Annotated in this window: 15 protein-coding genes; 7 read left to right on the top strand and 8 right to left on the bottom strand. The window is 66.6% G+C overall.

Annotated elements, in window-relative coordinates:
• The first annotated feature begins 39 nt into the window (after positions 1–39).
• Positions 40–447: a YciI family protein gene (locus BLT16_RS09975; RefSeq protein ID WP_089658383.1), complete on the top strand. Its 408-nt coding sequence runs from the start codon at positions 40–42 to the stop codon at positions 445–447.
• On the opposite strand, the gene prpF is transcribed toward BLT16_RS09975, so the two are convergent.
• From prpF to BLT16_RS09950, 5 genes are all read right to left on the bottom strand, one after another.
• A complete protein-coding gene (prpF, locus tag BLT16_RS09970; RefSeq protein WP_089658382.1) occupies positions 444–1,625 on the bottom strand; it encodes a 2-methylaconitate cis-trans isomerase PrpF in 1,182 nt (393 codons plus the stop codon). The genes BLT16_RS09975 and prpF overlap by 4 nt on opposite strands.
• Positions 1,622–4,255, bottom strand: a complete 2,634-nt coding sequence (acnD, locus tag BLT16_RS09965) for a Fe/S-dependent 2-methylisocitrate dehydratase AcnD (RefSeq protein ID WP_089658381.1) — start codon at positions 4,253–4,255, stop codon at positions 1,622–1,624. The genes prpF and acnD overlap by 4 nt, the downstream gene beginning before the upstream one ends.
• A gap of 24 nt (positions 4,256–4,279) precedes the next feature.
• Positions 4,280–5,407 carry a bifunctional 2-methylcitrate synthase/citrate synthase gene (gene prpC, locus BLT16_RS09960; RefSeq protein ID WP_089658380.1) on the bottom strand — a complete coding sequence of 376 codons (1,128 nt, stop codon included), beginning with the start codon at positions 5,405–5,407 and terminating at the stop codon, positions 4,280–4,282.
• A 90-nt stretch (positions 5,408–5,497) separates the two neighbouring features.
• Complete coding sequence (gene prpB, locus BLT16_RS09955) at positions 5,498–6,385, bottom strand: methylisocitrate lyase (RefSeq protein WP_089658379.1); 888 nt, start codon at positions 6,383–6,385, stop codon at positions 5,498–5,500.
• 37 nt (positions 6,386–6,422) lie between these two features.
• On the bottom strand, positions 6,423–7,136 hold the full coding sequence (locus BLT16_RS09950; protein ID WP_089658378.1) for a GntR family transcriptional regulator: 714 nt from the start codon (positions 7,134–7,136) through the stop codon (positions 6,423–6,425).
• 257 nt (positions 7,137–7,393) lie between these two features.
• Between BLT16_RS09950 and pabB the strand changes: the two genes are divergently transcribed.
• Positions 7,394–8,755 carry an aminodeoxychorismate synthase component I gene (pabB, locus tag BLT16_RS09945; protein ID WP_089658377.1) on the top strand — a complete coding sequence of 454 codons (1,362 nt, stop codon included), beginning with the start codon at positions 7,394–7,396 and terminating at the stop codon, positions 8,753–8,755.
• Positions 8,756–8,900: 145 nt separating this feature from the next.
• Positions 8,901–9,515: a phosphoadenosine phosphosulfate reductase domain-containing protein gene (locus BLT16_RS09940; protein ID WP_089658376.1), complete on the top strand. Its 615-nt coding sequence runs from the start codon at positions 8,901–8,903 to the stop codon at positions 9,513–9,515.
• 225 nt (positions 9,516–9,740) lie between these two features.
• Here BLT16_RS09940 and cysB read toward each other — a convergent pair whose 3' ends face one another.
• Entirely contained in the window at positions 9,741–10,712 is a 972-nt protein-coding gene (gene cysB / locus BLT16_RS09935; RefSeq protein ID WP_089658375.1) for an HTH-type transcriptional regulator CysB, read from the bottom strand.
• Positions 10,713–10,990: 278 nt separating this feature from the next.
• On the opposite strand from cysB, the gene trxA reads away from it, so the two are divergent.
• Entirely contained in the window at positions 10,991–11,314 is a 324-nt protein-coding gene (gene trxA / locus BLT16_RS09930) for a thioredoxin (RefSeq protein WP_076748625.1), read from the top strand.
• An 11-nt stretch (positions 11,315–11,325) separates the two neighbouring features.
• On the opposite strand, the gene BLT16_RS09925 is transcribed toward trxA, so the two are convergent.
• Positions 11,326–12,465 carry an AI-2E family transporter gene (locus BLT16_RS09925; RefSeq protein WP_089658374.1) on the bottom strand — a complete coding sequence of 380 codons (1,140 nt, stop codon included), beginning with the start codon at positions 12,463–12,465 and terminating at the stop codon, positions 11,326–11,328.
• Between the two features lie 177 nt (positions 12,466–12,642).
• Here BLT16_RS09925 and BLT16_RS09920 point away from each other — a divergent pair, with 177 nt between their 5' ends.
• On the top strand, positions 12,643–13,431 hold the full coding sequence (locus tag BLT16_RS09920; protein WP_245701593.1) for an SIMPL domain-containing protein: 789 nt from the start codon (positions 12,643–12,645) through the stop codon (positions 13,429–13,431).
• Between the two features lie 96 nt (positions 13,432–13,527).
• Here the strand turns inward: BLT16_RS09920 and serS are convergent, their stop codons facing one another.
• On the bottom strand, positions 13,528–14,805 hold the full coding sequence (gene serS, locus BLT16_RS09915; RefSeq protein ID WP_089658372.1) for a serine--tRNA ligase: 1,278 nt from the start codon (positions 14,803–14,805) through the stop codon (positions 13,528–13,530).
• Positions 14,806–15,005: 200 nt separating this feature from the next.
• Between serS and ydiJ the strand changes: the two genes are divergently transcribed.
• A complete protein-coding gene (gene ydiJ, locus BLT16_RS09910; protein WP_089658371.1) occupies positions 15,006–18,161 on the top strand; it encodes a D-2-hydroxyglutarate dehydrogenase YdiJ in 3,156 nt (1,051 codons plus the stop codon).
• A gap of 150 nt (positions 18,162–18,311) precedes the next feature.
• Entirely contained in the window at positions 18,312–18,884 is a 573-nt protein-coding gene (locus BLT16_RS09905; RefSeq protein WP_089658370.1) for a phosphoribosyl-AMP cyclohydrolase, read from the top strand.
• Positions 18,885–19,125 lie beyond the last annotated feature (241 nt).

Below are 19,125 nucleotides of genomic sequence, written 5' to 3'. Positions count from 1 at the left end.
CGACACAGGGAGGTACCCACCAACCACGAGGAACAGCACATGCGCTTCATGATTATCGTCAAGGCCAGCCAGGAGAGCGAAGCCGGCGTCATGCCGGAAGATAGCATGGTCGCCGCCATGGCCGAGTTCCACGAGCAGCTGGCCAGCGCCGGTGCCCTGCTCGACGCCTCGGGCCTGCAGCCCAGCGCCAAGGGTTGTCGCATCGAGTACCGCGACGGCGAGCCGCTGCTCACCGACGGCCCCTTCGGCGAGGCCAAGGAGCTGATCGCCGGCTATACCCTGATTCAGGTGGGGTCACGGGAAGAAGCGCTGGCGTGGACCCAGCGCTTCCCCAACCCCGGCGGCCCGGGGGGCAACGCCGAGATCGAAGTTCGCCAGCTATTCGAGCTGGAGGACTTCGCCCCGGGTGAGGGAATACAGCGCTTCCGCGCGCTAGGCACGGTTTAACCTGGTACCCGCACCCAGCCCTCCATCAATACCCGGGCGCTGCGGCTCATGGTGACCTGCTCGATCCGCCAGTCGTCGCCCTCCCGCGTCGCCTTGGCGCCGACCCGCAGCGTGCCCGAGGGGTGGCCGAAGCACACCGAATCGCGCTCGCTGCCGCCGGCGGCGAGGTTGACCAGGGTGCCGGGGATCGCCGCCGCCGCGGCGATGGCCACCGCCGCGGTGCCCATCATGGCGTGGTGCAGCTTGCCCATGGAGAGCGCACGCACCCGCAGGTCGATCTCTTCGGCCGCCACCTGCCTGCCGCTGGAGGCGGTATACCCCGCCGGCGGCGCCACGAAAGCCACCTTGGGCGTATGCTGGCGACCAGCCGCCTCGCTGACGTCGCCGATCAGCCCCATGCGCACGGCGCCGCGGGCGCGCAGCGTCTCGAAGCGCAACAGTGCCGCCGGGTCGCCGTTGATCGCCTCCTGAAGCTCGCTGCCGCTATAGCCGAGATCGGCGGCATCGACGAAGATGGTCGGAATCCCGGCGTTGATCAGGGTCGCCTTGAGGCGGCCGCTCGACACCACCTCGATGGGCACCTCCAGCTCATCGACCAGGTTACCGGTGGGGAACAGCGCGCCTTCCCCGTCGGCGGGATTCATGAAGGCCACCGGCACTTCCGCCGCCGGGAAGGTCACCCCGTCGAGTGCGAAGTCGCCGGTCTCCTGCACCTGGCCGTTGGTCATTGGCACCTGCGAGACGATGGTCTTCTCGATATTGGCCTGCCAGATACGCACCTCGACCACCCCGTCGCGGGGAATCCGCGCCGGGTCGACCAGGCCGTTGGCCACCGCGAACGGGCCCACCGCGGCGGAGAGGTTGCCGCAGTTACCGCTCCAGTCGACGAACGGCGTATCGATGGCGACCTGGCCGAACAGGTAGTCGACATCGTGGTCGGGACGCTCGCTGGGCGACAGGATCACCGCCTTGCTGGTGCTCGAGGTCGCCCCGCCCATGCCATCGACCTGCTTCTGGTAGGGGTCGGGGCTGCCCAGCACCCGCAGCAGCAGCGCATCGCGGGCCGGCCCGGGCACCTGGGCGGCGGGCGGCAGGTCGGCGAGGCGGAAGAACACCCCCTTGCTGGTGCCGCCGCGCATATACACGGCGGGAATGCGGATCTGCGGCGACGGGCTCATGCGCTGGCCCCCGCGCTGGATTCGAGGAAGTCCTGGGCGAAGCGCTGCAGTACCCCGCCGGCGGAGTAGATGGTCAGCTCCTCCTCGGTATCCAGGCGGCAGATCACCGGCACCCGCTGGGGCTCGCCAGTGGTGCGCTGGATCACCAGGGTCAGCGTCGCCCGCGGCGCCGGCGCGCCCTCCACGTCGTACACCTCGGTGCCGTCGAGCTCGAGGGTATGACGGGTGGTGCCCGGCTCGAACTGCAGCGGCATCACCCCCATGCCGACCAGGTTGGTGCGGTGGATGCGCTCGAAGCCCTCGGCGACGATCGCCTCGACCCCGGCCAGCGCCACGCCCTTGGCCGCCCAATCCCGCGACGAGCCCTGGCCGTAGTCGGCGCCGGCGATGATGATCAGCGGCTGCTTGCGCGCCATGTAGGTCTCGATGGCCTCCCACATGCGGGTCACCTTGCCCTCGGGCTCGAGGCGCGCCAGGGAGCCCTGACGCACCTGGCCCGCGTCATCGCGCACCATCTCGTTGAACAGCTTGGGGTTGGCCAGGGTCGCGCGCTGGGCGGTGAGGTGGTCGCCGCGGTGGGTGGCGTAGGAGTTGAAGTCCTCCTCCGGCACGCCCATCTTGTCGAGGTACTCCCCCGCCGCGCTGTCGAGCTGAATGGCGTTCGACGGCGACAGATGGTCGGTGGTGATGTTGTCGGGCAGGATCGCCAATGGGCGCATCCCCTTGAGCCCGCGCTCCTGGGCCATGTTGCCCTCCCAGTAGGGCGGCCGGCGGATGTAGGTGCTCTGCGGGCGCCAGGCGTAGAGCGGCTCGGTCCTGGCCGCCGCGCTCTTGTCCAGGTCGAACATCGGGATATAGGTCTGGCGGAACTGCTCCGGCTTGACCGCCCGCTTGACGATGGCATCGATCTCCGCATCGTCGGGCCAGATATCCTTGAGCGTTACCGGATTGCCGTCGGCGTCGACGCCCAGGGCGTCCTTCTCGATGTCGAAGCGGATGGTGCCAGCGATGGCGTAGGCCACCACCAACGGCGGCGAGGCCAGGAAGGCCTGCTTGGCATAGGGGTGAATGCGGCCATCGAAGTTGCGGTTGCCCGACAGCACCGCCACCGAGTAGAGGTCGCGCTCGACGATCTCCTGCTGGATGGCCGGGTCCAGCGCCCCGGACATGCCGTTGCAGGTGGTACAGGCATAGCCCACCACGCCGAAGCCCAGGTTCTCCAGCTCGCCCATCAGGTCGGCTTCTTCGAGGTACATCTTGACCGTCTTCGAGCCCGGCGCCAGCGACGACTTCACCCACGGCTTGCGGAGCAGGCCGAGGCGGTTGGCGTTACGCGCGATCAGCCCGGCGGCGACCATGTTGCGCGGGTTGGAGGTGTTGGTGCAGCTGGTGATGGCGGCAATGATCACCGCGCCATCCGGCAGCTTGCCGGCCTGTTCCTCGGCCCGCGCCGCGTCCAGTCCCACCGCGATGCCGCGCTTGACCAGCTCCGTGGTAGGCAGGTGGGCGTGGGGGTTGGAGGGCCCGGCCAGGGTGCGCGTCACGCTGGAGAGGTCGAAGCGCAGCACGCGCTCGTACTCGACCTCGCTGAGGCTGTCGGCCCACAGCCCGGTGTCCCTGGCGTAGGTCTCCACCAGTGCCACCTGCTCGTCGTCACGCCCGGTGAGGGTGAGATAGTCGATGGTCTGCTCGTCGATGTAGAACATCGCCGCGGTGGCGCCATACTCCGGGGTCATGTTGGAGATGGTGGCGCGGTCGCCAATGCTCAGTGCCTCGGCGCCCTCGCCGAAGAACTCCAGGTAGGCCCCTACCACCCGCTCGCGGCGCAGGAACTCGGTGATCGCCAGCACCATGTCGGTGCCGGTCACGCCGGGCTGCAGCGTGCCGGTCAGCTCCACGCCGACGATGTCCGGCAGGCGCATCATCGAGGCGCGGCCAAGCATCACGCTCTCCGCCTCCAGGCCGCCGACGCCCACCGAGATCACCCCCAGGGCGTCGGTCATCGGCGTATGGCTGTCGGTGCCCACGCAGGTATCCGGAAAAGCGACCCGCCTGCCGCTGGCATCGGGCTGGACCTGTACCACCGGCGACATCTTTTCCAGGTTGATCTGGTGCATGATGCCGTTACCGGGCGGGATCACGTCGACGTTCTCGAAGGCGGTCTTGGTCCAGTTGATGAAGTGGAAGCGGTCGTCGTTGCGGCGATCCTCCACCTGGCGGTTCTTGTCGAAGGCGTCCTGCTCGAAGCCGGCGTGCTCCACCGCCAGCGAGTGGTCGACGATCAGTTGGGTCGGCACCACCGGGTTGACCTTGGCCGGGTCGCCACCCTGCTCGGCAATGGCATCGCGCAGGCCGGCCAGATCCACCAGCGCGGTCTGACCGAGAATGTCGTGGCACACCACCCGCGCCGGGTACCAGGGGAAGTCGAGGTCGCGCTTGCGCTCGATCAACTGGCGCAGCGCATCGCTAAGCAGCGCCGGATCGCAGCGTCGTACCAGTTGCTCGGCCAGCACCCGTGAGGTGTAGGGCAACCCGGCATAGGCGCCGGGGGCGATCTCCTCGACCGCGGCACGCGCATCGAAGTAGTCGAGCTCGGTGCCGGGGAGCGGTTTGCGATAGTCGGTATTCATGCGTTCACCCCGTGGTTAGTGGGCTCAGTGGCGCTGCTCGATGGGCAGCCAAGCGCGCGCCTCGGGGCCCACATAGTCGGCGCTGGGGCGGATGATGCGATTGTTCTCGCGCTGCTCGAAGACATGCGCACACCAGCCGGTGACCCGCGAGCAGACGAAGATCGGCGTGAACAGCTTGGTCGGGATATCCATGAAGTGATAGGCGCTGGCGTGGAAGAAGTCAGCGTTGCAGAACAGCTTTTTCTCGCGCCACATCACCGCCTCGACCCGCTCGGAGACCGGATAGAGCACGCTGTCACCGACGTCATCCGCCAACCGCTTGGACCACGCCTTGATGATCGCGTTGCGCGGGTCGGACTCGCGGTAGATGGCGTGGCCGAAGCCCATGATCTTCTCTTTGCGCTCGAGCATGCCGAGGATCTCGCGCTCGGCCTGATCGGCAGAGGTCCAGTGCTCGATCATCGCCATCGCCGCCTCGTTGGCGCCGCCGTGCAGCGGCCCGCGCAGCGAGCCGATGGCGCCGGTCACGCAGGAGTGCATGTCGGAGAGCGTCGAGGCGCACACCCGCGCGGTGAAGGTCGAGGCGTTGAACTCGTGCTCGGCGTAGAGGATCAGCGACACGCTCATCACCCGCGCGTGCAGCTCGCTGGGAGCTTCGTCGCGCAGCAGGTGCAGGAAGTGGCCGCCCACCGAGTCGTCGTCGGTCTCGGTGTCGATGCGTACGCCATCGTGGGAGTAGCGGTACCAGTAGCAGATGATCGACGGCAACGCCGCCAGCAGGCGGTCGGAAACGTCCTGCTGCTGGTCGAAGCGCTCTTCGGTCTCGAGATTGCCGAGCATCGAGGCACCGGTGCGCATCACGTCCATTGGGTGGGCGTCGGCGGGGATCTGTTCGAGCACCGCACGCAGCGGCGCCGGCAGGCCACGCAGGCCCTTGAGCTTGGTGATGTAGGCGTCGAGCTCGGCCTGGGTGGGCAGCTTGCCCTTGAGCAGCAGGTAGGCGACCTCTTCGAAGCGCGCCTTGTCGGCCAGCTCGGCGATGTCGTAGCCGCGGTAGGTCAGCCCCGAACCACTCTGGCCCACGGTGCATAGCGCCGTGCTCCCGGCGCTCTGGCCACGCAGGCCGGCGCCTGCCATCGGTTTATCTGCCATGACGTGTCTCCTTCTCCCAGGCCGCACGGGCCGGTGAATACTGGGTGTTGTTATGGGAATGCGCTGCTCTGACGCGCTATACGGCGCAAGCTAGACGTTGTTTTCCTGTACGAACAGCGCATCCAACTTGCGCTCGAAGTCGTGATAGTTGAGGAAGTCGTAGAGCTCGTCGCGGGTCTGCATCTGCTCGACCACGTCGCGCTGGTGGCCGTTGGCGTGGATGCTCTGATAGACCTTGAGCGCCGCGGCGTTCATGGCACGGAACGCCGACAGTGGATACAGCACCATCTGGCAGCCGACCTCGGCGAGTTCCTGCTGGCTGAACAGCGGCGTGGCGCCAAATTCGGTGATATTGGCCAGGATCGGCGCATCGACCCGCTCGCAGAAGGCCTGGTAGTCGTCGAGGCTGTGCACCGCCTCGGCGAAGATCGCATCGGCGCCGGCCTCGATGCAGGCATTGGCACGCGCGATGGCGGCGTCCAGCCCCTCCATCTGGAAGGCGTCGGTGCGCGCGATCAGGAAAAACTCCGGGTCGATGCGCGCGTCGGCCGCGGCCTTGATGCGGTCGACCATCTCCGCCTGGCTGACAATCGCCTTGTTGGGGCGATGCCCGCAGCGCTTCTGGGCCACCTGGTCCTCGAGGTGCACGGCGGCCACGCCGGCACGCTGCATCTCCTTGACCGTCCGCGCGATATTGAAGGCGCCCCCCCAGCCGGTATCGATATCCACCAGCAGCGGCAAGTCAGTGGCACCGGTAATGCGGTGGGCGTCCTCGACCACGTCGTTCATGGTGGTCATGCCGAGGTCGGGCAGGCCGAAGGAGGCGTTGGCCACGCCGCCGCCGGAGAGGTAGATCGCCTGGTGCCCGACCCGCTCGGCCATCAGCGCGGTGTAGGCGTTGATGGTGCCGACGATGGGCAGCGGCTGATTGGCATTGAGCGCGGCGCGGAAGCGGGCGCCGGGAGTGGCATGGCTCATGGAACTCTCCTCGGACGGTAGGGGTAATGACGGACGGTTACGACGCCGGCTGGCCGGCTTCCTGCTCGAGCACCTCGGCGTAGCGCTCGGCGACATTGGCCCGCGAGGCGCTGACGTGACGACGCATCAGCAGCTCGGCCAGTTCGGCATCGCCGCTCTCGATGGCATCGACGATACGGTGATGCTCGACGAAGGCGCGCTGCGGGCGAGCACCGCTGGCACTGAACTGGGTGCGGTAGAGGCGTACCAGGTAGTAGAGGTCGTCGCACAGGATCGTCATCAGCATGCGATTGTGGCTGCCCTGGACGATACGGTAGTGAAAATCCAGGTCGCCCTCGCGCTGGAAATAGGCCTCGCCGCGCTTGAGGTCGGCTTGTCGCTCATGCAGCGCCAGCACCTCGCGCAGGCCGGCAATCTCCTCGGCGGTCATGTGCTCGGCGGCCAGCCGTGCGGCCATGCTCTCCAGCGCCTCGCGCACGTCGAACAGCTCGAGCAGCTCCTTCATGGACAGCTTGACTACCCGGGCGCCGACGTGGGGCACGCGCTCGATCAGGCGGTGCACCTCGAGACGGCGCATCGCCTCGCGCAGCGGCCCGCGGGAGATGCCGTAGCTCTTGGACAGTCCCGGCTCGGTGATCTTGGTGCCCGGTGCCAGGTCGCCACGCACAATGGCCTCCTGCAGCTGGTTGAAGACCCGCTCGGCGAGGGTTCTGACTTCGGGCGTATTCAGATCTGACGTGGCTTGATTCATGATTAATTGTCGACAATTGGATTCTAATGGCACTCTACCCAGCCACCGCCGAGGAATCAAGCATCGACCGCGCTGCGTCGCCTACGCCTTTGGGCGTAGAGCCCGGATATCACGCTGCCCATCTGCCGGCACATTGTCAACAATCATGCCATATCAGCATAAGCCGTTGATAGGCCGTCTTCATCAGGCTTGCGGTAGATGAGACAAACGCCGGGACGACGCCTAGAATGAGGCGCTCGTTGAGGAAAGTGCCGCGCATGACATCACGACTCGAGATCACCGCCCTGCCCTACCAGACCGACCCGCTGGGCTATTCTGCCGTACTGCGCCAACAGCCGGGCGCGGTGCTGCTGGACAGTGGACGCCCCCACGGTCCCGGTGGGCGCTACGACATTCTCAGCGCGCAGCCCCTCGAGACCCTCGAGGTCGATAGCCTCGGCCAGGCGCGTGACGCCCGGGGCCAGCTACTGCCGGGCACGCCCATCGAGGCGCAGAAGGCACTGCTGGCCAAGCTGCAGCGCGACCTGCCCGACAGCGACCTGCCGTTTCTCGGCGGGTTGATCGGCTACTGGAGCTACGACTTCGGCCGCTGCCTGGAGCCGCTCAACGGCGGCGCGCGCAGCACGACCGCCATGCCCTGGAGCCGCGTCGGCCTCTACGACTGGGCGCTGATCCAGGACCACCAGCGTCAGCAGAGCTGGCTGGTGGCCAGCGCTGAGCGCCGCGCCGAGGTGGAACAGTGGCTGGCCGCCCCGGCGCCCGAGGGCGCGCCGTTCAAGATATCCGCCCCCTTCACCGCCGAGCTCGACCGTGACGGCTACGGCGAGCGCTTTCGCCGCGTGCAGGACTATATACAGGCCGGTGACTGCTACCAGATCAACCTTGCCCAGCGCTTCAGTGCGCCCTACCACGGCGACCTGTGGCAGGCCTACCTGCGCTTGCGCCGGGCGACGCCTACGCCCTTTGCCGGCTATCTGGCCTGGGACGACAAGGCGGTGTTGTCGCTGTCGCCGGAGCGCTTCCTGCAGGCCCACCACGGCCAGGTCGAGGCGCGGCCGATCAAGGGTACCCGCCCCCGCGGCGCCACCCCCGAGGAGGACCGCCGCCTGGCCGACGCCTTACTGGCCAGCGAGAAGGACCGCGCCGAGAACGTGATGATCGTCGACCTGCTGCGCAACGACCTGGGCCGGGTGTGCCGGCCGGGCAGCGTGCAGGTGCCACAGCTGTGCGGGCTGGAGAGCTACGCCAACGTCCATCACCTGGTCAGCAGCGTGCGCGGCGAGCTGGCCAACCGGCGCTCGACCCTCGACCTGCTGGCGGCCTCCTTCCCCGGTGGCTCGATCACCGGCGCCCCCAAGGTGCGCGCCATGCAGATCATCGATGAGCTCGAACCGAGCCGGCGCAGCGTCTACTGCGGCAGCCTCGGCTACATCGACCAGCGCGGCCACATGGACACCTCCATCGCCATCCGCACCGCGGTGGCCGATGCCGGCCGGCTGCACCTGTGGGGCGGCGGCGGCCTGGTCGCCGACTCCGACGAGCAGGCCGAATACCACGAGACCCTCGACAAGATTCGCCACCTGCTGCACGCCCTGGATCCCGATAGCGCCGCTCCTTAGTACCAATGGCGCTAAGCGGCACCGTCCAAGCTGCCTTTTCGATATATAACGACCTAACCAAACGATATTGGGGCGGGGCTAGGCGGCTTTGGTAATCTGGCGCCATTCACCAGAGCGGCGGTCCTCCGCCTTCAGGAGCCAGGTAATGGATATCGACAGCATCAACCAGCAGCACGGCAACGACCCCGAGGCCCTCACCCGCTGGGCGCTGAGCCTCGGCAAGCGCGCCATCTGCACCACCAACTTCCGCCCCTTCGAGGCGGTCATCCTGCATATGGTGACCCAGGTGCAACCCGACATCCCGGTGGTATGGATGGACAGCGGCTACAATACCGAGGCCACCTATCGCTTCGTCGACGAGGTCGTCAAGCGCCTGGACCTCAACCTGATCACCTACCACCCGCAGCGCTCCCGCGCCCACCGTGAGGCCCTGGAAGGCGACTTCCCCGGCATCGACGACCCGCGCCACGCCGCCTTTACCGAAGAGGTCAAGCTCGAGCCCTTCCAGCGTGCGCTGCGCGAAATGGCGCCCGAGGTGTGGTTCACCGCGCTACGCGCCGAAGACACTGCCGAGCGCGCCCTCATGCAGCCGGTCTCGCGCAACGCCGACGGCCTGATCAAGGTTGCGCCGGTACTGCACTGGACCGCCAAGGAGATGTACCAGTACCTGCAGAAGCACGACCTGCCCAACAACTTCGACTACTTCGACCCCACCAAGGTGGAAGAGAAAAGGGAGTGCGGACTGCACCTCCAACACTAGGAAAACACTGCGCAAATGCCTGTACGAGCGAATCGCTGCGTTGCGCGGTGCTCGGAATCCTCAACTATACCCCATAGGCTCCGGTTCCTGTGCTCCGTGCGCCTTGCGCTTCATCTCGCTCGGCAATTTGTTCAGTGCTTCCCCTGACACCATGGTCCAGTTAAACGAAAGGCCCGGCCGGTAGAACACTACCGGCCGGGCCTTTTGCTGTCGCCGGATGCGCGTTTAGCGCGTCGGCAGCTCGACTTTCTCGAATAGCTCCTGCTCGTGGCGCGGGCCGGCCGCCAGCGCGGCATCCACGCTGTCGCGGTCGAGGTGGGCGGCGAAGCCCTGCACGAAGTCGTACATGTAGCCGCGCATGAAGGTGCCGCGGCGGATGGCGATCTTGGTGGTGGAGCTGGCGAAGAGGTGGCTGGCGTCCAACGCCACCAGGTCGCTGTCGGCCTCGGGGTCCACCGCCATATGGGCGACGATGCCCACCCCCATCTTGAGCCGCACATAGGTCTTGATCACGTCGGCATCGGCGGCGGTGAGTACCACATTGGGCGTCAGGCCGCGGGCCTTGAAGGCATCGTCCAGCTGCGAGCGGCCGGTGAACCCGAACACATAGGTCACCAGCGGATACTCGGCTAGCGCCTCCAGGGTCAGGGTCTCGACGTCGGCCAGCGGGTGGCCCTGGGGCACCAGCACGCAGCGATTCCAGCGGTAGCAGGGCAACAGCACCAGGTCGTTGAACAGCTCCAGCGCCTCGGTGCAGATGGCGAAGTCGGCATGCCCTTCACTGACCATCTGGGCGATCTGCTTGGGCGTGCCCTGCTGCATGTGCAGCGCCACATCGGGGTACTTCTGGGTGAAATCGTGGATTACCGGCGGCAGGGCATAGCGTGCCTGGGTATGGGTGGTGGCGATCGACAGGCTGCCGCGGCGCTCGTCGCTGTGCTCCTGGGCGACCTGCTTGATGTTCTCGGCGGTGCGCAGCACCTGGCCGGCCAGTTCGATGATCGCCTCGCCGGCCGGTGTCACCCGGGTCAGGTGCTTGCCGCTGCGGGCGAAGATCTCCACCCCCAGCTCGTCCTCGAGCAGGCGGATCTGCTTGGAGATGCCTGGCTGCGAGGTGTATAGGCTCTGTGCGGTGGCGGACACGTTGAGGTTGTGGCGCGTGACTTCCCAGATATAGCGCAGCTGCTGCAGTTTCATCCCCGAAACCTCTTGCTGATGAGCGGCCGCCAAGGCCGGTGACTAATGCTACAAGGCAATAAGCCCGCATGAATAAATTACTTTATAGCATATAAGAACCGGCCTCGTAACGGCCATACCCGGCCCCAGGCGACGTCGCTCTGGTGCATCACGATAGCACCTGGCTATCATCTACATTGGCCAAGCGATATTTGCCAGCAACGCGGGCTGCCGCTAACATCGGTCAGCTAACCTTGCGAAAGCACGCTCGACTAAGCGCAAAGCAACTGGAGATTTACATGGCTAATAACGTCGATGTCACCACTGCCAACTTCGAGCAGGAAGTGCTCAAGGCCGACAAGCCGGTCCTGCTCAAGTTCTGGGCACCCTGGTGCGGCCCCTGCAAGATGATGGCGCCCGTGGTCGATGAAGTCGCCGATGAGCGCGCGGAGAACATCAAGGTCGTCAGCGTCAATGTCGACGATGCCCCGGAAATCGCCGCCGAGCACGGCGTACGTGGCGTGCCCACCGTGATGCTGTTCAAGTCGGGCGCCAAGGTCGCCTCACTGGTCGGCGCTCAGTCCAAGACGCAGCTCGCGCAGTTTATCGAGCAGAACGCCTGATCGCAGCGCGATCAATCGGCATCGGCGCCCCGATCCTCATCATCGGGGCGCCGTCGTTTCAGGCGTACCCTTCCTGGCAGGATCTCGTCTTCCGTCGCATTCTTCTCCGCCCCCGGCCCCAGCAGCCGTGCGATCCAGCGCGTATCCGGGTGGCTATCGAGGGCGATCTTGAGGGTCATGGTCAGCAGCACCGAGAGCAGCAGGCCCACCGTACCCAGTATCCACCCCCACACCACCAGTGACAGGAAGGCCACGAAGGTCGACAGCCCCAGCGCGCGCCCCATCACCCGCGGCTCGACCAGGTTACCCATCACGAAATTGATCGCCAGGTAGCACAGCGCCAGCACCAGCGCCGAGCCCCAGCCGGCGTCCGGCGACACTAGCAACAGCAGCACCGGTGGAATCGCCGCCAAGGCCGAGCCGATATTGGGAATGAAGTTGAGGCCGAAGGCCAGGGTGCCCCACAGCAGCGGAAAGCCGACCCCGACCAGCACGCAGGCGATCCACACCAGCACCCCGGTAATCAGGCTGATCACGGTCTTCACTGCCAGGTAGCGCTTGAGGGTCAGGCTGAACTCGCTGAGCCGGCGCAGGCTGGGCGCCGGGTCGAGCAGCGCTTGGGTCACCTTGTCGCGAAAGTTGAGCGTCTCGAACAGCATGAATACCACCAGCAGCCCGACGATCACGCTCTGGAACAGCAGATTCCCCAGCTGGCCAAGCAGGGTCGGCACCAACTGGGTGACGTTGACGTCGTCGAACCACTCGGCAAACTGCTCGGGCTGCACCGACATGCCGCGGCTAGCCAGCCAGTTGAGCAGCCCATAGTAGTAGGTGTAGGCCTGCTCTTCGATGTCCGGCAGCGCGGCAATGAAAGTACTGAAGGAATTGGCCAGCAGCAGCATCAACAGGATCAGCACGGTACCGATCACCAGCAGAGTGACACACACCGCCTGACGCAGGCTCAAGCCGTGGCGATTGAGCCACTGCACCGGCGCAGTGCACACCACCGCAATGAATAGCGACAGCAGCAGCGGCACCAGCAGGTCCGCCCCCACCTTCATCCCACCGATGATCACCACCAGCGCCGCCAGCGCCAGGGTCAGATTGAGCGGAATGGTGCGTGAATCGCTATGCTGATGTTCGGGGTCCATGGGCCTTCCTGGCAAGATGATTGCCCTTCATGATGGCTGCAGTTGATGGCCGAGACAAATCCGCCTCACCGCTGCCGCCAAGATTAGGGAAACACGGTGCAGACGCACACCGCCTGGGAACCGCGGTCGTGCGGCAAGCTCAAAAAACACGTCCACTGCCTGCAAGGAGGCCAATCGATGACACTTACCCGTTCCATGCGTCGCCCGTTCGCCCTGCCACTGGCGCTGCTGCTCGCCGCCAGCCTCAGCGCTCCGCTGGCAATGGCCGATATGCCTCGCCCCCAGGAGTCGCGGCTCAGCGTGCAGGCACAATCCAGTGTCGAGGTGACCCCCGACAAGGCCAGCCTCAGCGCGCGGCTGTGGGAACGCACCCCGGCGGTGGCCGCCGGCGACGACCAGCAGACCGACCCGGATGCCCTGCGCGAGGCCCGTGAACGCCTCGAGGAGCGCACAGGCGAGCTGATCCGTACCCTGGAAGCGGCCGGCCTGGAGCGCGATGCGATCAGTGCAGGCTCGCTCAACGTGCGCCCCGACCACGTCAGTGCGCCGCGCCAGCAGGACGGCGAGCGCGAGACCCTGGTGCGTACCCAACTCGAGCGGCCAATCACCCTGACCATCGACGATCTCGAACAGCTGCCGGTGATTCTCGACGCGCTCACCGAAGCCGGTGTGAACGCCCTGGACGGCGTGCAGTACGACCTTCACGACCGCGACGCCGCCACCGACCAGGCCCTCACTCAGGCGCTGGAGAAGGCCCGCCACAAGGCGCAGCTGATGGCCGACACCCTCGAGGTAGGACTGGGCCGTGTGACCAGCGTCAGCGAGGTGCAGTCACCGGTATTCATGCCGCGCAGCATGGCGATGCGCGCCGACGCGATGGAGAGCCAGGGCGCCAGCGCCGAGTACCGCCCCGGCACCATCAGTATCGATGCCGAGGTCAGCGTGAGCTGGGAAATTCAGGACTGAAGAAGGAAGAGCGAAGAAGGAAGAAGGAAGAAGGAAGAAGGAAGAAACGCTAACCCCACCATCGGTGGGGTTAGCGCGTCTTAGGACGAAGTCCGATCAAATGTTGATGGTTTCGACGCCGCCCATATACGGCCGCAGCGCGGCGGGGATGGTGATCGAGCCATCGGCCTGCTGGTGGTTCTCCATCACCGCCAGCAGGCAGCGACCCACCGCCAGCCCGGAGCCGTTCAAGGTGTGCAGCAGCTGTGGTTTCTTCTGCTCCGGGTGGCGGAAACGCGCCTGCATGCGCCGCGCCTGGAAGTCCTCGCAGTTGGAGACCGAGGAGATCTCGCGGTAGGTCTCCTGGCTGGGTAGCCACACTTCCAGGTCGTAGGTCTTGGCCGCGCCAAAGCCCATGTCGCCGGTACACAGCGTCACCACCCGGTAGGGCAGCTCGAGCTTCTGCAGGATCGCCTCGGCGTGGCCGCGCATCTCCTCCAGGGCGTCGTAGCTGGTGGCCGGATCGACCAGCTGCACCATCTCCACCTTGTCGAACTGGTGCTGACGGATCATGCCGCGGGTATCGCGGCCGTGGGAGCCCGCCTCGCTGCGGAAGCACGGCGTGTGGGCGGTAAGCTTCAGCGGCAGCGCCTTGGCGTCGAGGATCTCGTCGCGGGCGAAGTTGGTCAGCGGCACCTCGGCGGTGGGAATCAGGTGGAAGCCGCGCTCATCGTCGAGCTTGAACAGGTCCTCGCCGAACTTGGGCAGCTGGCCGGTGCCGGTCAGCGACGCCTCGTTGACCATATAGGGCACGTAGCACTCTTCGTAGCCGTGCTCGAGGGTCTGGGTATCGAGCATGAACTGAGTCAGCGCGCGGTGCAGGCGGGCGATCTCGCCACGCATCACCGCAAAGCGCGAGCCGGTCAGCTTGGCCGCCAGGTCGAAATCGAGGTTGCCGCACTTGGCGCCCAGGTCGACGTGGTCCAGCACCGTGAAGTCGAAGGTCTGCGGCGTGCCCCAGCGATGCAGCTCGACGTTCTCCTCTTCGCTCTCGCCCTGGGGCACGCTCTCGTGGGGCAGGTTGGGCAGCCCCACCACGACCGCATCCCACTCGGCCTGCACCTCGGCCAGGCGCGCCTTGGCGGCGTCCAGGCGGTCGCCCAGATCGCTCACCTCGTCGAGCAGTGGCTGGATGTCTTCGCCGGCCCCCTTGGCCTTGCCGATCGCCTTGGAGCGCGTGTTGCGCTCGTTTTGCAGGGTTTCGGTCTCGGTCTGGATCTCGCGGCGCCGGGATTCCAGCGCCTCGAGTCGCGCGGTGTCGAGAGTAAAGCCACGCTTGGCCAGTCGTTGGGCAACCTGTTCGAGGTCACCACGCAGCAGTTTCGGATCGAGCATGGAATCCTGTCCGTCGCAATTCGGTGGTGGGGAAACGCAAATCAGCCGCTTATTGTAGGGAAAAGCCCGCCCTTTCACCACGCCGACGCCGGGGTCCAGGGTGCGACCGGCGTCCGCCTCGGGTAAAGTAGGGTCACGACTCCAACAGCCCGCGCGGCTTGCACAAGCCGACGCCCGCGACCGATGGCTTGATACCCCCAATGATCGCACGACTGGATACTGACGCTCCCGCTGCCCTGCCCGCCCTCGACCATCACTACCTGCGTTTTATCGAGGCGCTCAAGGCGGCCGGCTTCGAGGGCGAAATCGCCCCGGACTTCGCCAACCGCACGGTGCTGGCCACCGACAACTCGATCTACCAGCGCCTGCCCCAGGCGGTGCTCACCCCCAAGGGCGCCGATGACCTGCAGCGCATCGCCCACCTCGCCGGCCAGGTCGAGCATCGCCGGGTAGTGCTCACCCCGCGCGGCGGCGGCACCGGCACCAACGGCCAGTCGCTCACCGACGGCCTGGTGGTGGATGTCTCCAAGCACATGAACCGGATTCTCGACATCGACGTCGAGAACCGCCGGGTGCGGGTCCAGGCCGGGGTGGTCAAGGACCAGCTCAACGCCGCCCTCAAGCCCCACGGGCTGTTCTTCGCCCCGGAGCTCTCGACCTCCAACCGCGCCACCATCGGCGGCATGATCTCCACCGACGCCAGCGGCCAGGGCAGCTGCACCTACGGCAAGACCCGCGACCACGTGCTCGAGCTCGACACCCTGCTGCTCGGCGGCGAGCGCCTGACCAGCCGCCCGGTGGACGACGCCGAGCTGGAAGCGCTGTGCGCCCGCGACGACGCCACCGGCCGCGCCTACCGCACCGCCCGCGAGATCATCGACACCCAGCGCGAGCTGATCGACGCCAAATTCCCGCCGCTCAACCGCTGCCTGACCGGCTACGACCTGGCGCATCTCAGGGACGCGGAAGGACGGCTCGACATCAACAGCCTGCTGTGCGGCTCGGAGGGCTCGCTGGGCCTGCTCAACGAGGCGGTGCTCAACGTGCTGCCGATCCCCCAGCACGCCACCCTGGTCAACGTACGCTACGCCGACTACATGCACGCGCTGCGCGATGCCAAGGCGCTGATGGGCGACGGCGACGATGGCCAGGCGCGCCCCACCTCCATCGAGACCGTCGACGACAGCGTGCTGCTGCTGGCCATGGACGACTTCGTGTGGGACAGCGTGGCGGAGTTCTTCCCTGCCGGCGACACCCCGGTGCGCGGCATCAACCTGGTAGAGTTCAACGACGACGACCCCGAGCGCCTGGCGGCGCGGGTCGAGGCGTTCTGCCAACACCTGCAGGAGGACACCAGCGTCGAGCGGCTCGGCCACACCCAGGCCGTTGGCCGCGAGGCGATCAAGCGCGTCTACGCCATGCGCAAGCGCGCCGTGGGCCTGCTCGGCAACGCCAAGGGCGAGAAGCGCCCGATCCCCTTCATCGAGGACGCCGCGGTGCCCCCGGAGCACCTCGCCGACTTCATCGCTGAGCTGCGCGCCGCGCTCAGCGGGCGCGGCCTCGACTACGGCATGTTCGGCCACGTCGACGCCGGGGTGCTGCACGTGCGCCCGGCCATCGACATGAAGGACCCCGAGCAGGCGACGCTGATCCGCGAGCTCTCCGACGAGGTGGCCGAGCTGGCCCACAAGTACCACGGCCTGCTGTGGGGCGAGCACGGCAAGGGCGTGCGCTCGGAGTACGCGCCCAAGTTCTTCGGCGAGCTCTACCCCAGCCTGCAGCGGGTCAAGGCGGCCTTCGACCCGCACAACCAGCTGAACCCGGGCAAGATCGCGACTCCCTCTATCCCGCCCGAATCCGCGGGCAAGGCGTCTAACACCAGTGGCGCGCAGGAAGAAGCGGTGCGCCTGCTCGACCCCGGCCTGCTTACCGTCGACGGCGTCACTACCCGCGGCGAACTCGACCGCACCATCGACGAGCGGGTGTGGCAGGCCTACGACGCCGCGGTGTACTGCAACGGCAACGGCGCCTGCTACAACTACGACCCCGACGACGCCATGTGCCCGTCGTGGAAGGCGACCCGCGAGCGGGTGCACTCGCCCAAGGGCCGCGCCAGCCTGATCCGCGAATGGCTGCGCCAGCAGGACGCCGCCGGCATCGACCTGGTCGAGGAGGCGCGCAAGAAAAAGGCCGAGGGCGCCTGGGGCTTCATCAAGGACCTGCCCAAGCGCAGCCTCAACAGCCTGCGCCGCAAACGCGAGGCGGACGCCTCCCACGAGGTCTACGACGCCATGGCCGGCTGCCTGGCGTGCAAGTCCTGCGCCGGCCAGTGCCCGGTCAAGGTCAATATCCCCCAGGTACGCTCGCAGTTCCTCGAGGTTTACCACGGGCGCTACCTGCGCCCGCTGCGCGACTACCTGATCGGCGGGCTGGAGTTCATGGTGCCGACCCTGGCCCGGGTGGCACCGCTCTACAACGGCCTGCTGGAGACCCGCCTGGTCGACCGGCTGCTGGCCGGGCCCATCGGCATGGTCGACAGCCCGCGGCTGTCCCGCGCCAGCCTCAAGAAGCAGCTGGCCGCCTGGGGCGTGGCGGAGGCCACCCCCACCTCGCTGGGGCTGCTCACCGAGGCGCAGAAGGCCAGAAGCGTGGTGATCGTGCAGGACGCCTTTACCAGCTATTTCGAAGCCAAGCTGGTGATGGACATCGTCGAGCTGCTCAGCCGGCTCGACGTCAAGGTGTTCGTGGCGCCCTACTCGCCCAACGGCAAGCCGCTCAACGTGCAGGGCTTCCTCGGCGCCTTCGAGCGCACCGCCGCCAAGCAGGCCAAGCGCCTGCGCAGCCTGGCCGAGCACGGTGTGCCGCTGGTCGGCATCGACCCGGCGATGACGCTCACCTACCGCCAGGAGTATGTCAAAGCGCTGGGCGCCGAGGCCGTGCCCGAGGTGCTGATGCTGCAGGAGTGGCTGGTCACGAACGCCCGCCGCCTGGCGCCCAGTGGCGTGACGCTCGACGACCCCGGCTACCGGCTGCTCAGCCACTGCACCGAGGCCACCAACGCCCCGGGCAGCCCCAAGGCGTGGCAGCAGGTGTTTGCCGCCTTCGGCCTGGAGCTTTCGCTGGTCAATACCGGCTGCTGCGGCATGTCCGGCACCTACGGCCACGAAGCGCGCAACCTCGAGACCTCCAAGGCGATCTATGCGCTCTCGTGGCAAGCTCAGGTCGAGGACCCGGCCAACGCCGGCAAGCTGCTGGCCACCGGCTACTCCTGCCGCAGCCAGGCCAAGCGGCTCTCCGACCAGGCCCTGGCGCACCCGCTGCAGGCACTGCTCGGCCTGCTGCGCCAGCAGCACTGACAAACGCGACGGCAGATTACCGGCGTTCGATGGCCGACACGCTGTCTCGGGGCCACATGCCGCTCGTCAGCCGCGCCAGCAGGTGCGGTTGGCGTAACGCAGGTCAGGCTTTTCCACTACCCTGACCCGTCTACCAAAAGGAGTTGAACGATGAATATCAAGTCACTGGTTACCGCGACCGCCCTCGGCCTCAGCCTGGGCACCGCCGGCCTGGCAAGTGCTGCGCCGGTCACGCACCTGGGCGGAGACATCAGCGAAGAGCAGGTGCTGGAGGCACAGCGGGCCTGGGGCGACGCGCTGGTCGCGATCTCCAACGCCTACGAGGCAGAAGGCATCGACGCCGCCCGCGAACTGGCCCGGGAGGTGATCGACAGCGCCTACGGCTACGACATGGGCGAGGTGCTCTTCAAGCCCACCATGGCCGCCGCTCCGCAGACCTTCCGCACCACCCCGGAAGGCGCGCTGGCGTACTTCGTTGGCCATAGCGACGAATACAGCGACGACAGCGGTTTCGCCCTGAATGGCTGGCAGGAAGTCAGCATCGACAATGCCGCCATCCTGATCAGCGGCGATGTCGCCATGACCATGGGCAACGTCTCGATTCTCGACGCCGACGGCAACACCACCACCGTGGACAAGTCCTGGGGCTACCACCTGGACGACGAAGGCGAACTGCGGATCGTGCTGCACCACTCATCACTGCCCATCAGTGAAGACGAGTAAGCGCTAGCTCTCCCCCAACCGTACCGGCCACCGCCGGTACGGTCTCCTCGTTGTGCTCAATAGCAACGCCACTACTTGACTGGGACAGCCACCGCTATCTGGAAGCACTCTTCGCCATGCCCATGATAGGCACCGTCCTGCACAGGGTGAACGTACGTCTGTCGCCAGGCTAGCCAATTCACGGAAACGTTCGTCTTAACGTGCTTACCTTATGGCGTACACTTGGTGGAAAGTTAAACAC

Origin of the sequence: Franzmannia pantelleriensis, from assembly GCF_900102875.1 — a bacterium.
Classification (GTDB): Bacteria; Pseudomonadota; Gammaproteobacteria; order Pseudomonadales; family Halomonadaceae; genus Franzmannia; species Franzmannia pantelleriensis.
This window is presented reverse-complemented; position numbering and strand designations above follow the sequence as displayed.

Coding starts and splice junctions, on each gene's coding strand:
- pabB (WP_089658377.1), top strand. CDS start 7,394: ATGACATCACGACTCGAGATCACCGCCCTGCCCTACCAGACCGACCCG.
- acnD (WP_089658381.1), bottom strand. CDS start 4,255: ATGAATACCGACTATCGCAAACCGCTCCCCGGCACCGAGCTCGACTAC.
- BLT16_RS09920 (WP_245701593.1), top strand. CDS start 12,643: ATGACACTTACCCGTTCCATGCGTCGCCCGTTCGCCCTGCCACTGGCG.
- BLT16_RS09925 (WP_089658374.1), bottom strand. CDS start 12,465: ATGGACCCCGAACATCAGCATAGCGATTCACGCACCATTCCGCTCAAT.
- BLT16_RS09940 (WP_089658376.1), top strand. CDS start 8,901: ATGGATATCGACAGCATCAACCAGCAGCACGGCAACGACCCCGAGGCC.
- ydiJ (WP_089658371.1), top strand. CDS start 15,006: ATGATCGCACGACTGGATACTGACGCTCCCGCTGCCCTGCCCGCCCTC.
- cysB (WP_089658375.1), bottom strand. CDS start 10,712: ATGAAACTGCAGCAGCTGCGCTATATCTGGGAAGTCACGCGCCACAAC.
- BLT16_RS09905 (WP_089658370.1), top strand. CDS start 18,312: ATGAATATCAAGTCACTGGTTACCGCGACCGCCCTCGGCCTCAGCCTG.
- BLT16_RS09950 (WP_089658378.1), bottom strand. CDS start 7,136: ATGAATCAAGCCACGTCAGATCTGAATACGCCCGAAGTCAGAACCCTC.
- prpC (WP_089658380.1), bottom strand. CDS start 5,407: ATGGCAGATAAACCGATGGCAGGCGCCGGCCTGCGTGGCCAGAGCGCC.
- prpF (WP_089658382.1), bottom strand. CDS start 1,625: ATGAGCCCGTCGCCGCAGATCCGCATTCCCGCCGTGTATATGCGCGGC.
- BLT16_RS09975 (WP_089658383.1), top strand. CDS start 40: ATGCGCTTCATGATTATCGTCAAGGCCAGCCAGGAGAGCGAAGCCGGC.
- prpB (WP_089658379.1), bottom strand. CDS start 6,385: ATGAGCCATGCCACTCCCGGCGCCCGCTTCCGCGCCGCGCTCAATGCC.
- serS (WP_089658372.1), bottom strand. CDS start 14,805: ATGCTCGATCCGAAACTGCTGCGTGGTGACCTCGAACAGGTTGCCCAA.
- trxA (WP_076748625.1), top strand. CDS start 10,991: ATGGCTAATAACGTCGATGTCACCACTGCCAACTTCGAGCAGGAAGTG.